The sequence below is a fragment of the Pseudomonas sp. CLCA07 genome (genome assembly GCF_053615335.1).
The window spans coordinates 5,575,286-5,587,895 of record NZ_CM132131.1; the positions used below are offsets into that span (position 1 = coordinate 5,575,286).

A 12,610-nucleotide genomic window follows, 5' to 3' on the forward strand; every position below is an offset into this window, starting at 1 on the left:
TGCTTGTAGGTTTTGTCTGAAAAAAGGGCTTGTCCTACAGTCTTCGCACCGCCGTGGCGCACGTTGCAAGGGACTCTATTACACCAGCCACTTTTCTATAAGTATTTGTCGCTTCAACACAATTTGCCCGCCAGCAGCCACTCTAGACTGCCGGCCACTTCGGTTTTCACCGACCGAAAGCCAATCGTAAGCTGCCAATAAAAGCCTCCGCACACAGGAGTTATAAATGAAAAAGCTAGTGATGTTCGGTGCCCTGGCACTGTCGATGTTGTCCCTGACCGCTGTGGCCGAAGACGCCAAGCCGATCCGCATCGGCATCGAAGCCGGTTACCCGCCATTTTCGATGAAAACCCCTGAAGGCAAACTTACCGGTTTCGACGTAGACATCGGCGATGCGTTGTGCGCGCAGATGAAAGTCAAGTGTACGTGGGTCGAGCAAGAGTTCGACGGCCTGATCCCGGCACTGAAAGTGAAGAAAATCGACGCGATCCTGTCGTCCATGACCATCACCGACGACCGTAAAAAGAACGTCGATTTCACCATCAAGTACTACCACACCCCGGCGCGCTTCGTGATGAAGACAGGCTCCAACGTCACCGACCCGCTGACCCAGCTCAAAGGCAAGAAGGTCGGCGTGCTGCGCGCCAGCACCCACGACCGTTACGCCACCGAAGTGCTGGTGCCCGCCGGGATCGATCTGGTGCGTTACGGCTCGCAGCAGGAAGCCAATCTCGACATGGTTGCCGGTCGCCTCGATGCCATGCTGGCTGACTCGGTCAACCTCAGCGACGGTTTCCTGAAAACCGACGCCGGCAAAGGCTTCGAATTCGTTGGCCCGACCTACGAAGACGCCAAGTACTTCGGCGGCGGCGCCGGCATTGCAGTGCGCAAGGGCGATACCGCTCTGGCTGAGCAATTCAACAAAGCCATCACCGAAATCCGCGCCAACGGCAAGTACAAGCAAGTGCAAGACAAGTACTTCGACTTTGACGTTTACGGCGAGTAATCACGCCGTTCAAAAAAATGGCAACCGTTGACGCGGTTGCCATTTTTTTTGTGCATTCTCTTTCAACAGAGAACCCTGTAGGAGTGAGCCTTTGTGGCGAGGGGGCTTGCCCCCGTTCGGCTGCTAAGCAGTCGTAAACCCAACTACCGCGGTTTGTCGCTGAAATGCTGGGGCCGCTTAGCTACCCCGACGGGGGCAAGCCCCCTCGCCACAAAGGCTCGCTCCTACAGGGTGATTTTCACCGTTCAGGCATCAGGAGTTCACCATGCAACGCATCGACCATTCACTGCCCTGGAGCCACCTGGGCACCGAACGTACCCTCAGTGTGTTTCGCTACGGCGCTGGCACGCGCAAGGTTTACATCCAGGCCAGCCTGCATGCGGATGAACTGCCAGGCATGCGCACGGCATGGGAACTCAAAAAGCGCCTGTCCGAACTCGAAACCCAGGGCCAATTGCAGGGCGTGATCGAACTGGTGCCGGTGGCCAACCCGATCGGCCTCGATCAGCACCTGAAAGGCAGCCACATGGGCCGCTTTGAATTGGGCAGCGGCAAGAATTTCAACCGCTCGTTTGTAGAGCTCGGCGCACCGGTGGCCGCGTTGATCGGCGACCGATTGGGCGACGATGCGCAGGCCAACATCGCCCTGATCCGCCAGACCATGGGCCAGGTGCTCGAGGGTCTGCCGGCACCAACCTCGCAACTTGAAGCCATGCACCGCTTGCTGTTGCGCCATGCGTGCGATGCCGACATCACTCTCGACCTGCATTGCGATTTCGATGCGGCGATTCATATCTATGCGTTGCCGCAGCACTGGCCGCAGTGGCAATCGCTGGCGGCACGGTTGAAGGCCGGTGTGGCGTTGCTGTGCGAAGATTCCGGCGGCAGTTCGTTCGACGAGTCGTGCTCTTCGCCGTGGTTGCGTCTGGCGCGGGCATTTCCTGAAGCCGCCATTCCCCCGGCCAACCTGGCGACGACCCTGGAACTGGGCAGTATGGGCGACACGCGGGTTGATCAGGCTCAGGCCAATTGTGAGGCCATCCTCGGTTTCCTGGCCGAGCAGGGCTTCATCAAAGGTACCTGGCCGGCGGCACCGAGTGAGTGCTGTGAAGGCATGCCATTCGAGGGCACCGAGTACCTGTTCGCGCCGCATCATGGCGTGGTCAGTTTCCTGCGCGATGCCGGTGAATGGGTGGAGCGGGGCGATGCGCTGTTTGAGGTGGTTGATCCGCTGAATGACCGGGTGACCACGGTGCGCGCCGGGACCAGTGGTGTGTTGTTTGCGATTGATCGCGGGCGGTATACGCAACCGGGGACGTGGCAGGCGAAAGTGGCGGGGCGCGAGCCGATTAGGGTTGGGAAGTTGATCAACGATTAATCCAAAATCTCTGGTGCTTCACAGGGCCTCATCGCGGGCAAGTCGGATCGCCGCACCGCCGGCTCCTACAGGGGAATGCATTCTCCTGTAGGAGCTGGCGGTGCGGCGATCCGACTTGCCCGCGAAGGGGCCATCAGCAACACCTGATATATCAATCCTCACAGTGCTAGGCTCACCCCCGAATCCTGTTTCCTGTGAAGGAAGGCTCATGTTGAAATTTCTCGCCCTGCTGACGCTGCTGGCATCCGCCACTGTCCACGCTCAATCCCCGCTGCAAACCGATCTGCCACTCAAATACCTGGAACAAGCCAACACTGAATCACAAAACCATCCGCTGGTAATTTTCCTCCACGGTTACGGCAGTAACGAACAGGACCTGTTCGGCATCAAGGATGATCTGCCCGCGCCCTACACCTACCTGTCGGTGCGCGCGCCGATGACCATGGAACAGGGCAGTTACCAGTGGTTTCGCAAAAAGGGCGAGGGGGCTTATAACGGCGAGACCGACGATTTGAAGACCAGTAGCCAGGTGCTGTTGGATTTCATCGCACAAGCGGCGAAGAAATATCACACCCAGCCGGAAAAAGTGATCCTGGTAGGGTTCAGCCAGGGCGCGATCATGTCCTACGAAGTGGCGTTGCGTCACCCCGAGGCGGTCGGCGGGATTGCGGCGTTGAGCGGGCGGGTTCTGCCGGTGCTCAAGTCCGCGCTCAAGCCGGATGAAAAACGCCAGACACTGGCAATTTTCATCGGCCATGGCAAAGAGGACAACCGCCTGCCGTACAAGGACGGTACAGACGCCAACATTCTGTTGCAGGGCCTGTCACTCACGCCTGAGTTTCATGGCTACGAAGGACTCGGCCACTCCATCAGCGCGGCCGAAATCGAGGATTTGAACGCCTGGCTGCAGCGCCTCAACCCCTGAGGTTTATTTGCCGGTGACGATCTGTTTAATCAACGTTTCGTGCGCGGCCATGTCGCCAGGACGGGAGATGACCTGAACCACGGCCATGCGGTAGCCGGACACCGCCATCAGCGTGGTGTTGAGGGTCATGCCGCCACCTTGTGTGGCTGTACTGTCAACCTGACGCAGCCCCAACCCTGTCGCTTTTTGCGTCAGGCTTTTTTCGCTGAGTTTATTGAAATCCGGCAGGGCCTCACGTTGTGCAGCTTCAAAATCGGCGGCCGTCCCATCGAGAAACGCGCCGTCGTTGTCTTTGACGGTGATGTCTTTCGGGAGGTTGTTTTCAGCGGCGATCACCACGGTCTTGGTGGCTTCGTTGGTGTACATGGTGCCGCTCGCGCCGTCAGGGCTGGCTGGCAGCGTGTTAGCGGTAAAGCCTTTAGGCAAGGTGAACGTGAACTTGCCGTCCAGCATCGAGACTTTCTGCGTGGACGAAGTATTGCTATCAGTGGCCGTGGCGGCCTGTGCATTCAACGCGCCCAGACTGGCAACCGTCGTCAGCAACAGGACAACGGCTTTTTTACTCAACAGTGACATGCAAAAAACTCCAGGGATGATCGCGCTTTGAGGGCGATCATCCCATGGACGTTGTAAAGCATTCCAGCGCGGCAGCGGTTTACACCTCGCGGCGCGACGGGTAACTGCTGATCACCTCCAGAAACTCGATCCGCCGATCCTCGGCCAGCAATTGCGGCAACAGCTCTTCGTACGCCTGGCGATACGGTTTGCTCAGGTGACGCGCGATGAAGTCTTCCTTGCTGCAGTTCCAGGTTTCGTACAGCACCAGGGTGTTCGGATCGTCCTGCAACTGGTGGACCCAGGTGTTGACGAAATCCGGCTCGGCGGACATCTGGTGCACCACCTCCAGTAGCCGTTCTTTGGTTTCGGCGAAACGTTCGGGTTTGGCCGGCAGGTAAACGATAAACGCGACTTGATCACTCATTTCATCACCTTCGAATGCTGGAGTTGGAACCGGATTTTGAACGTCAGGCCTGGTTCTGCGGGAACAGGTTGCGACGGGTTTCTTCGTCGAACTCGGCCTTGAGCACCAGTTTTTCTTTCAGGCCCTGGGCACGCTGTGCTGCCGGGCGGGCGCTGATTTCATCGAACAGGCGCTTGACGTTCGGGTACGCCGCCAGGCCGTTCTCGCCGAGAATGTACGGCGCGTAATTGGCCCAGCCCCAAAGCGCCATGTCGGCGATGCTGTAGGTGTCGCCAGCCAGGTATTGCTGATCGGCCAGGCGCTGGTCGAGTACGCGGTAGTGACGTTCGACTTCTTTGAGGTAGCGGTTTTTTGCGTAGGGCAGGTCTTGCGGCGCGTGGTGCAGGAAATGCACCGCTTGACCTGAGAACGGCGACAGGCCGGTGGCGATGAACATCAACCACGACAGCAATTCGGCATTGCCAGCAGCGGTGGTCGGCAGGAAGCGCTGATGTTTTTGCGCCAGGTGCAGCAGGATGGCCTGCGAATCGAACACCGTGGCGTCGCCGTCGACCAGGGCCGGAACCTTGGCGTTCGGGTTGATCTCCAGGAAGGCTGGCAGATGTTGCTCGCCCTTGAAGGTGTCGACGCCGATCAATTCGTAGGGCGTTTGCAGCTCTTCAAGCAGCAGGGCAACTTTCATCGGGTTCGGCGAAGGGTGGAAAAAGAACTTCATGGTGTAGGCCTCAGTCAGTGGTGGGTTGTGAACTGAGGCTGATGTTGAGGGAAACCTGTTCGATTGACGTACGAGGTTGTTGCTTTACTCGTTCGATTTTATTGAACGTGTTGCGACAGCGTTGACCGGTCGTGCCAACAGTTGCCGGGTGACCCCGAGCATGGCCACTGACACCACTACGCCGAGGGCAAACGCGCTCAGTCCCCAGTGCGGCAACGCCAGCGCCAACACCAGGCAAAAAGCCGCGAACGAATACATGCCGGTCGCCGTGGCTCGCAGTAACGCGGCAGTAAACGCCGGGCCTCGGGTTTGCTGGGAGAACACCGCCATCACGCTGCCCAATACCGGGAACACCGCGAGCAGGCCGCTCCAGCGTTCGCCGACGGTGCTGGCCAGCAGCGTGACAGCGAGGGTGAGCAGGGCGCCCGCCAACATGCGCAACAGCAGTTTGTCGGACTTCGGTGCCGGGCCGGAAACGATGGGCTGCACCTTGGGGAACAGAAATGGCGCCGCCAACAGCGCGCTGGCCGCAGCGATCACCGAGAACACCAGCGAAGCCGGGATCAGCGAAAGCACCAAGGCCACGGCGGCCCAGACCAGCAGTGAAATCATCAGCGCCCAAGGCCATCGCGCCCGTTGAGCGACTTGGGCGTAGGTCACGCAGAAGGCAATCATCGCGAACATTGCCGACAACGCTGCCGTCGCCGATTGGGCAGCAAACACTTCGCCTTGCTCAATGGCGAGAAAGAACAGAATCGGCCCGACCACCACCGGCAAACCGGACAGCCAGCCTGCCACGCTCGGGCCCCAGCGTTTACCCGCCAGGGAAATCAGCAATAGAAACCCCGGAATCACCAGCAGTTTAAGCATCAGCACGCACGCGTCTCCGACCTGAGTGAGGCGGCAACGTTAGCATTGCATGCGGTGAATTGCTCTATAGATTGTCTTGTTTTGTATACAAGGCTGCTGGTCCTGCAGTTTTTGGGGTGACTCGACTGGCCTCATCGCGGGCTTGGTCCGGGCGGCGTTCCGACGATGAACGATAACGCGGTCTATTGCTGAAACGCCTCAACCACAAAATCAATAAACACCCGGGTCTTGGCCGGCATCAGTGTCCGGCTCGGGTAGTACAGCGAAATCGGCCCCGCATCCGCGTGCCAGTCGGGCAGCAAGCGCACCAGTTCGCCACGCTGGAGGTGGGCGCTCACGTCCGGCAACACCAGCAGCGTCACACCCAGACCGAGTATCGCCGCTTCACGCATGGCCGCCGGATCATTGAGCACGATGTTTTCGCTGAGACTGGCCGGCGCTTGATGACCCGCGCCATCCTGCATGACCCACTGTCGAACCCGCCCGGTGCGGCTACCGCGCATCACGATGCCGTTGAATCGGGACAAGTCCGTCGGATGCTCGGGCAACGTTCGCCCGGCCAGATAGGCGGGGGAGGCCACCGCCACCACATCCGCCGCGGCCAACGTTCGTGATACCACGCCGGGCGTCAGTTCGAAGCCGCCGCCAATGGCTGCGTCGTAGCCTTCGGCAATCAAATTCACGGGACGGTTTTCGAAGTGCCATTCCGGCCGGATCAGCGGATAGCGCTCGAGGAATGCCGGCAGCAGCGGCAGGATATGGCCGATGCCAAACGTCGGCGCCAGGCTGACTTTGAGCACGCCGGTGGGCTCGCCCCGGTCGCTGCTCACCGCGCTGATCGCCGTCTGCAACGCCTCCAGATTACCGCCGATGCTCGCCAGAAAACGTTCACCGGCTTCAGTCAGTGATAGCTTGCGGGTCGAGCGCTGGAACAGCCGCGCCCCGATGTTTCGTTCAAGCATCGCGACGTTACGGCTGACCGCGGCGGGTGTCAGCGCCAGCAACCGCGCCGCCGCCGAAAAACTCCCGGTTTCGGCGCTTCGCACAAAGGATTCGAGGTTGGCGAGGGTTTCCATGTTGGTTACCTGATAGCAAAGCTTGAAAATCATTCAAGGTATTACCGGCTAATCAAGCACTAATGGCAAGCGCAGTATTCACTCCTACAACAACCCTTCGGAGTGAATAATCATGAGCACTATTGGAATTATCGGCGCGGGCGCAATCGGCGCTGCGTTTGCCAGAGCCCTGTCGCGTCAAGGCATTGAAGTGGTTATCGCCAACAGCCGCGGGCCACAAACCTTGGCTTCGCTGGTAGAAGAACTCGGGCCGACGGCGCGCGCCGGCACTCGTGAAGAAGCGGCCGCACAGCCGATTGTGCTGGTTGCGGTGAACTGGTCGAAGTTGCCGAAAGCGCTGGGCGGTTTGGGAGATTTTGGCGGTCGGATTGTCATTGATGCGAATAACTCGATTGAGGCACCGCTGTTCAAAGCGGTTGATCTGAACGGGCGGATGTCCAGCGAAGTGTTCGCCGAATGGGTGCCCGGTGCGCGGGTTGTCAAAGCCTTCAATCACCTTCAGGCGCGTCTGCTTGAGGGTGATCCGGCGGCGGAGGGTGGTCGTAGAGCGCTGTTTTTCTCGGGGGATGACACCCAGGCAAAAGCCCAAGTGGCGGCGCTGATCGATCAGTTGGGGTTCTTCGGGATCGATCTGGGGGAGTTGAGTGTTGGCGCGCGATTGACGCAGTTTCCGGGTGGCCCGTTGCCGACTCTGAATCTGGTGAAATTTGCCTGACACACGACCTGTAGCAGCTGGCGAAGCCTGCGTTCGGCTGCGCAGCAGTCGCCAAACCTGCGCACACGGACTTCCTGATGCACCGCACTGCCTGATTTTACGACTGCTTCGCAGCCGAACGCAGGCTTCGCCAGCTGCTACACAAGGTATGCGATAGGACCCGGCGTGATGTGAATCACGCCGGGGGTGTTGCCAGGCTGTGCGGATCTTCGTGGGTCCCCGCACAGTCTGATGAACGCTTTACGCCCGCTCGATTGCCAGTGCCACGCCTTGACCACCACCGATGCACAGGGTGGCGAGGCCTTTTTTGGCGTCGCGCTTGATCATTTCATGCAGCAAGGTCACCAGCACGCGGCAGCCCGATGCACCGATCGGGTGACCCAGCGCGATAGCGCCGCCATTGACGTTGACCTTGTTCAAGTCCCATTCCAGGTCCTTGGCCACCGCCAGCGATTGCGCGGCGAACGCTTCGTTGGCTTCGATCAGGTCCAGTTGATCGATGGACCAGCCGGCCTTGCTCAGGCAGCGACGTGTGGCCGACACCGGGCCAATGCCCATGATCGCCGGGTCAACGCCTGCGTTGGCGTAAGCCGCGATGGTTGCCAATACCGGCAGGCCGAGGGCCTTGGCTTTGTCGGCGCTCATCAGGATCACGGCGGCGGCGCCGTCGTTCAGCGATGAAGCGTTGCCCGCCGTTACCGAACCGTCCTTTTTGAACGCCGGTTTCAGCTTGCCCAGCGCTTCAGCGGTGGTACCGGCGCGCGGCTGTTCATCAGTGGCGAAGGACAGCGGATCGCCCTTGCGCTGAGGAATCAGGATCGGCGTGATCTCATCGACAAAACGCCCGGCTTCGATGGCAGCCGTGGCTTTTTGCTGGGAGGCGGCAGCGAAGGCGTCCTGTTGCTCGCGGGTCAGGCTGTACTTCTCGACCAGGTTCTCGGCAGTGATGCCCATGTGGTAATCGTTGAACGCATCCCACAGACCGTCGCTGATCATGGTGTCGACGATTGGCGCGTTACCCATGCGCAAACCGGTGCGGGCACCCGGCATGACGTAGTTGGACAGGCTCATGTTTTCCTGGCCGCCAGCAATGATCACGTCGGCATCGCCGCAGCGAATCGCCTGAGTGGCCAGGTGCAGGGCTTTGAGGCCCGAACCGCAAACCTTGTTCAGGGTCATGGCCGGCACGGTGAACGGCAGGCCGGCCTTGATCGCGGACTGGCGCGCAGGGTTTTGCCCGGCGCCAGCGGTCAACACCTGGCCCATGATCACTTCATCGACTTCAGCCGGATTCAGGCCGGTTTGCGCCAGCAGCTGGCGAATCACCGCAGCGCCGAGGTCAACCGCAGAAACGCCTGCCAGAGAGCCCTGGAAACTGCCAATGGCAGTCCGGGTGGCGGCGACAATGACGACGTCTTGCATGGAAGGATTCCTCACTGAGCATCAAACTGCATTTCTGGAACGTGATCAGGCACGATCAGTTTACCAGCGGTTTTTGCGACGATTTCTTCGATGCTGACGCCCGGCGCACGTTCTTTGAGAATGAACGCGCCGTTTTCGATTTCCAGGTAAGCCAAGTCAGTCAGTACGCGCTTGATGCAACCGGCACCGGTCAGCGGCAGGCTGCAACGCGAGAGCAATTTCGACTCGCCGTCCTTGGAAGCGTGGGTCATGGTGACGATGATGTTTTCCGCACCAGCGACCAGGTCCATCGCGCCGCCCATGCCCTTGATCAGCTTGCCAGGGACCATCCAGGACGCGATGTTGCCTTCGACATCGACTTCAAACGCACCGAGCACGGTCAGGTCGATGTGGCCGCCACGAATCATCGCGAAGGATTCGGCGGAAGAGAAAATCGAGGCGCCGATACGTGCGGTCACGGTTTGCTTGCCGGCGTTGATCATGTCGGCATCGACTTCGGCGTCGGTCGGGAACGCGCCCATGCCGAGCAGGCCGTTTTCCGATTGCAGCATGACTTCCATGCCTTCAGGGATGTAGTTGGCGACCAGGGTCGGGATACCGATGCCCAGGTTGACGTAGAAGCCGTCCTGCATTTCGCGGGCGACGCGTTGAGCCATTTGTTCGCGGGAAAGTGCCATTGTTGTTATTCCTTCATTCGGTCCGGGGGCTGGGGATCACTTACGCACGGTGCGCTGTTCGATGCGCTTTTCAAACGTGCCGCAAATGACCCGATCGACGTAGATGCCAGGGGTGTGGATCTGTGCCGGGTCCAGCTCGCCGGGTTCGACGATTTCTTCAACTTCGACCACGGTGATCTTGCCGGCGGTGGCGGCCAGCGGGTTGAAGTTCTGGGCGGTGTGGCGATAGATGACGTTACCGAAATGGTCGGCTTTCCAGCCTTTGACGATGGCGAAGTCACCGGTGATGGATTCTTCCATCAGGTACTGGCGGCCATGGAATTCACGTACTTCCTTGCCGTCGGCGACAGGGGTGCCAACGCCAGTCGCAGTGAAGAACGCCGGAATGCCGGCACCGCCTGCGCGCATTTTTTCGGCGAGGGTGCCTTGGGGGGTCAGGACGACTTCGATGGCGCCGGTCATCAGCTGCTCTTCGAACATCTTGTTTTCGCCAACGTAGGAGGCCACGACCTTGCTGATCTGCCGGTCTTCCAACAGCACACCGAGGCCAAAACCGTCGACGCCGCAGTTGTTGGAAACCACGGTGAGGTCGCGGGTGCCTTTGCGTTTGATCTCATTGATCAGGTTTTCCGGGATCCCGCACAGACCGAAGCCGCCGGCGATCACGGTCATGCCGTCTTCAAGACCTGCCAGAGCTTCCTCGTAGGAACTCACGCGCTTGTCGAAACCTGCCATATGCACCTCTTTTATTCTTTGTGGTCGGCTGGCTAGCCGTATGCGACGAAGTGTCTCGCCCTTGTATTCATTTGTTAAGTTGATTTTTAAGGTTGATTGATAGATAAAACTCACTAATCAATCGCCCGTACTACGTTGGAGCCACCGGCCATGACAGTCAAGCAGATCCGCGCATTCCTGGCCGTGGCCCAAAGCCTGAGTTTTGCCGTGGCCTGCGAGCGCCTGCACCTGTCGCAATCGGCGTTGAGCCTGACGATCAAGGCGCTGGAGGAGGGCCTGGGCGGGCGGTTGTTTACCCGCAACACGCGCAACGTGGCGTTGACCGCCGAGGGCGAATCGCTGGTGCCGCTGGCGCGCCGGTTGATCGCCGATTGGGACAATGCCGAGGACGAACTGCGTCAACGCTTCACCCTCCAGCGCGGTCGCGTGACGCTGGCGGCCATGCCATCGTTTGCCGGCAACCTGCTGCCGCCGATCCTCAAGACGTTCCGCGCGCGTTATCCCAAGGTCAACGTCACGGTAAATGACGTGATCAACGAGCAGGTGCTGGAAATGGTCCGTGACCGCCAGGTGGAACTGGGCGTGGCGTTCGAGCCGACGCAGAGCTCGTCGTTGGCGTTCACGCCGTTGTACATGGACCGATTCGTCGCCGTCGTGCCGAAGGATTCGCCGTTGACTGAGCTTAATGATATCGATTGGCAAACGTTGCTCAAGGAGCCGTTCATCACTTTGCAGCGACCGTCGACGTTGCGGGTGATGCTGGAAGAACATTTGCAGGCGCGGGGGATGAAATTGCCGGTGGAATTTGAAAGTCATCAGTTGGCGACGGTGGGGCGCATGGTCGCCAGCGGCTTGGGCGTGAGCGCGGTGCCCGCGTTGTGCGCCGGGCAGATGCAGGAGCTCGGCGCGCGGTGCATTACCCTGCGTGATCCGGTGGTGGAACGGGCCATCGGCGTATTGACCCAGCCTGGGGTTGAACTGTCGGCGGCGGCGCAGGCGTTGTTCGATATCCTCAAGGAAGAAAACCTTGGCCAGCGCCTGTCTGCAAGGTGAACACCGCCCCCCCTGTGGGAGCGAGCCTGCTCGCGAAGCGGATTTACATTCAACATTGATAGTGACTGATATATCGCTTTCGCGAGCAGGCTCGCTCCCACAAGGGGATTGGGTTTCGTCAGTTGTTATGTGGTTAGGCGCTGAACCAGCAGGGGCAAAAGCTGTTCGCACGATCCTTCAATCTTGAAATCCAGAATGTCATCCGCCCGGGTCTTCCCCAGATTCATTGCAATCAATGGCTTCCCTTGATCCGCCACCGCCCGGCACAACCGAAACGCCGAATACGCCATCAACGAAGACCCCACCACCAGCAACCCCGCCGCCTTTTCTACCGCTGTCATCGCCTTGGCCGCCGTCGCCAGTGCCACGTTCTCGCCAAAAAACACTACGTCCGGTTTCATCCGCTCGCCTGCGCAATGCGGGCAATGGGGCACCTGAAACCGCGCTTCAAATGCAGGATCCAGCAAAGTATCGCCATCCGGCGCCTGTACCGCATCAACCCCGGCCAGATAAGGATTCTGCGCTTCCATCATTCGCTGAATGGCATCCCGTTCGCTGCGTATCCCGCAATCCAGGCACAGCACCCGGTGCAGGCTGCCATGCAGTTCGATCACATCGTGACTGCCGGCTTGATCGTGCAGGGTGTCAACGTTCTGGGTGATCAGACCGCTGATCTGCCGGGTGCTTTGCAAACTGGCCAACGCTTCGTGCGCGACGTTCGGTTGCGCCAGGTGCACGCGCGGCCAACCGAGCATGGCCCGTGCCCAGTAGCGTCGACGTGATTGCGGGGTAGATAGAAATTCCTGGTACATCATCGGTTGTCGGCCACGTCGCACGCCCTGGTTGTCGCGGTAGTCCGGAATGCCCGACGAGGTGCTGATGCCGGCCCCGGTCAGCACCACAAACGGCTGGTCAGCCATGAGTTGCCGAAGCTGCTCGAGTTGTTCGCGCAGGAGGCTGTCGAGCATGTTCAACACTCCGGGGAGGGCCTTGAGTGTGTGCAGCGTAGCAGACCGATCACCCGGACAGCGTGCCTGTCCGGGTGCAGACCGGCGG

Annotated in this window: 14 protein-coding genes; 5 read left to right on the plus strand and 9 right to left on the minus strand. The window is 59.8% G+C overall.

Annotated elements, in window-relative coordinates; translation table 11 throughout:
* The first annotated feature begins 226 nt into the window (after nt 1-226).
* From ACWGZX_RS25580 to ACWGZX_RS25590, 3 genes are all read left to right on the plus strand, one after another.
* Entirely contained in the window at nt 227-1,006 is a 780-nt protein-coding gene (locus ACWGZX_RS25580; RefSeq protein ID WP_452625963.1) for an ABC transporter substrate-binding protein, read from the plus strand.
* Nucleotides 1,007-1,271: 265 nt separating this feature from the next.
* Nucleotides 1,272-2,384, plus strand: coding sequence for a succinylglutamate desuccinylase/aspartoacylase family protein (locus ACWGZX_RS25585; RefSeq protein ID WP_452625964.1), 1,113 nt, complete (start codon nt 1,272-1,274; stop codon nt 2,382-2,384).
* 208 nt (nt 2,385-2,592) lie between these two features.
* Complete coding sequence (locus tag ACWGZX_RS25590; protein WP_452625965.1) at nt 2,593-3,309, plus strand: alpha/beta hydrolase; 717 nt, start codon at nt 2,593-2,595, stop codon at nt 3,307-3,309.
* 3 nt (nt 3,310-3,312) lie between these two features.
* Here ACWGZX_RS25590 and ACWGZX_RS25595 read toward each other — a convergent pair whose 3' ends face one another.
* The 5 genes from ACWGZX_RS25595 to ACWGZX_RS25615 form a co-directional block, all read right to left on the minus strand.
* Nucleotides 3,313-3,885 (minus strand): hypothetical protein, encoded by a 573-nt coding sequence (locus ACWGZX_RS25595; RefSeq protein ID WP_452625966.1) that lies wholly within the window; start codon nt 3,883-3,885, stop codon nt 3,313-3,315.
* 79 nt (nt 3,886-3,964) lie between these two features.
* Nucleotides 3,965-4,291: a putative quinol monooxygenase gene (locus tag ACWGZX_RS25600; protein ID WP_452625967.1), complete on the minus strand. Its 327-nt coding sequence runs from the start codon at nt 4,289-4,291 to the stop codon at nt 3,965-3,967.
* A gap of 43 nt (nt 4,292-4,334) precedes the next feature.
* A complete protein-coding gene (locus tag ACWGZX_RS25605) occupies nt 4,335-5,006 on the minus strand; it encodes a glutathione S-transferase family protein (RefSeq protein WP_452625968.1) in 672 nt (223 codons plus the stop codon).
* An 84-nt stretch (nt 5,007-5,090) separates the two neighbouring features.
* Nucleotides 5,091-5,882, minus strand: coding sequence for a hypothetical protein (locus tag ACWGZX_RS25610; RefSeq protein ID WP_223512937.1), 792 nt, complete (start codon nt 5,880-5,882; stop codon nt 5,091-5,093).
* A 176-nt stretch (nt 5,883-6,058) separates the two neighbouring features.
* On the minus strand, nt 6,059-6,952 hold the full coding sequence (locus ACWGZX_RS25615) for a LysR substrate-binding domain-containing protein (RefSeq protein WP_452629068.1): 894 nt from the start codon (nt 6,950-6,952) through the stop codon (nt 6,059-6,061).
* A gap of 112 nt (nt 6,953-7,064) precedes the next feature.
* On the opposite strand from ACWGZX_RS25615, the gene ACWGZX_RS25620 reads away from it, so the two are divergent.
* Nucleotides 7,065-7,667 (plus strand): NADPH-dependent F420 reductase, encoded by a 603-nt coding sequence (locus ACWGZX_RS25620; RefSeq protein ID WP_452625970.1) that lies wholly within the window; start codon nt 7,065-7,067, stop codon nt 7,665-7,667.
* A gap of 240 nt (nt 7,668-7,907) precedes the next feature.
* On the opposite strand, the gene ACWGZX_RS25625 is transcribed toward ACWGZX_RS25620, so the two are convergent.
* From ACWGZX_RS25625 to ACWGZX_RS25635, 3 genes are read right to left on the minus strand one after another with little or no spacing between them, the layout of a single operon-like run.
* Nucleotides 7,908-9,089 (minus strand): acetyl-CoA C-acetyltransferase, encoded by a 1,182-nt coding sequence (locus ACWGZX_RS25625; RefSeq protein ID WP_150779975.1) that lies wholly within the window; start codon nt 9,087-9,089, stop codon nt 7,908-7,910.
* Nucleotides 9,090-9,100: 11 nt separating this feature from the next.
* Nucleotides 9,101-9,766, minus strand: a complete 666-nt coding sequence (locus ACWGZX_RS25630) for a CoA transferase subunit B (protein WP_452625971.1) — start codon at nt 9,764-9,766, stop codon at nt 9,101-9,103.
* A 36-nt stretch (nt 9,767-9,802) separates the two neighbouring features.
* Nucleotides 9,803-10,501, minus strand: coding sequence for a CoA transferase subunit A (locus ACWGZX_RS25635; RefSeq protein ID WP_452625972.1), 699 nt, complete (start codon nt 10,499-10,501; stop codon nt 9,803-9,805).
* Between the two features lie 150 nt (nt 10,502-10,651).
* Between ACWGZX_RS25635 and ACWGZX_RS25640 the strand changes: the two genes are divergently transcribed.
* Nucleotides 10,652-11,554, plus strand: coding sequence for a LysR substrate-binding domain-containing protein (locus ACWGZX_RS25640; RefSeq protein WP_452625973.1), 903 nt, complete (start codon nt 10,652-10,654; stop codon nt 11,552-11,554).
* A 125-nt stretch (nt 11,555-11,679) separates the two neighbouring features.
* On the opposite strand, the gene ACWGZX_RS25645 is transcribed toward ACWGZX_RS25640, so the two are convergent.
* Entirely contained in the window at nt 11,680-12,522 is an 843-nt protein-coding gene (locus tag ACWGZX_RS25645) for an NAD-dependent protein deacetylase (protein ID WP_452625974.1), read from the minus strand.
* Nucleotides 12,523-12,610: the final 88 nt, after the last annotated feature.

Bases quoted from the DNA above. Each gene is read 5' to 3' on its own strand.
- ACWGZX_RS25645 (WP_452625974.1), bottom strand. From the start codon at position 12,522: ATGCTCGACAGCCTCCTGCGCGAACAACTCGAGCAGCTTCGGCAACTC.
- ACWGZX_RS25630 (WP_452625971.1), bottom strand. From the start codon at position 9,766: ATGGCACTTTCCCGCGAACAAATGGCTCAACGCGTCGCCCGCGAAATG.
- ACWGZX_RS25585 (WP_452625964.1), top strand. From the start codon at position 1,272: ATGCAACGCATCGACCATTCACTGCCCTGGAGCCACCTGGGCACCGAA.
- ACWGZX_RS25640 (WP_452625973.1), top strand. From the start codon at position 10,652: ATGACAGTCAAGCAGATCCGCGCATTCCTGGCCGTGGCCCAAAGCCTG.
- ACWGZX_RS25635 (WP_452625972.1), bottom strand. From the start codon at position 10,501: ATGGCAGGTTTCGACAAGCGCGTGAGTTCCTACGAGGAAGCTCTGGCA.
- ACWGZX_RS25625 (WP_150779975.1), bottom strand. From the start codon at position 9,089: ATGCAAGACGTCGTCATTGTCGCCGCCACCCGGACTGCCATTGGCAGT.
- ACWGZX_RS25620 (WP_452625970.1), top strand. From the start codon at position 7,065: ATGAGCACTATTGGAATTATCGGCGCGGGCGCAATCGGCGCTGCGTTT.
- ACWGZX_RS25600 (WP_452625967.1), bottom strand. From the start codon at position 4,291: ATGAGTGATCAAGTCGCGTTTATCGTTTACCTGCCGGCCAAACCCGAA.
- ACWGZX_RS25590 (WP_452625965.1), top strand. From the start codon at position 2,593: ATGTTGAAATTTCTCGCCCTGCTGACGCTGCTGGCATCCGCCACTGTC.
- ACWGZX_RS25605 (WP_452625968.1), bottom strand. From the start codon at position 5,006: ATGAAGTTCTTTTTCCACCCTTCGCCGAACCCGATGAAAGTTGCCCTG.
- ACWGZX_RS25615 (WP_452629068.1), bottom strand. From the start codon at position 6,952: ATGGAAACCCTCGCCAACCTCGAATCCTTTGTGCGAAGCGCCGAAACC.
- ACWGZX_RS25595 (WP_452625966.1), bottom strand. From the start codon at position 3,885: ATGTCACTGTTGAGTAAAAAAGCCGTTGTCCTGTTGCTGACGACGGTT.
- ACWGZX_RS25580 (WP_452625963.1), top strand. From the start codon at position 227: ATGAAAAAGCTAGTGATGTTCGGTGCCCTGGCACTGTCGATGTTGTCC.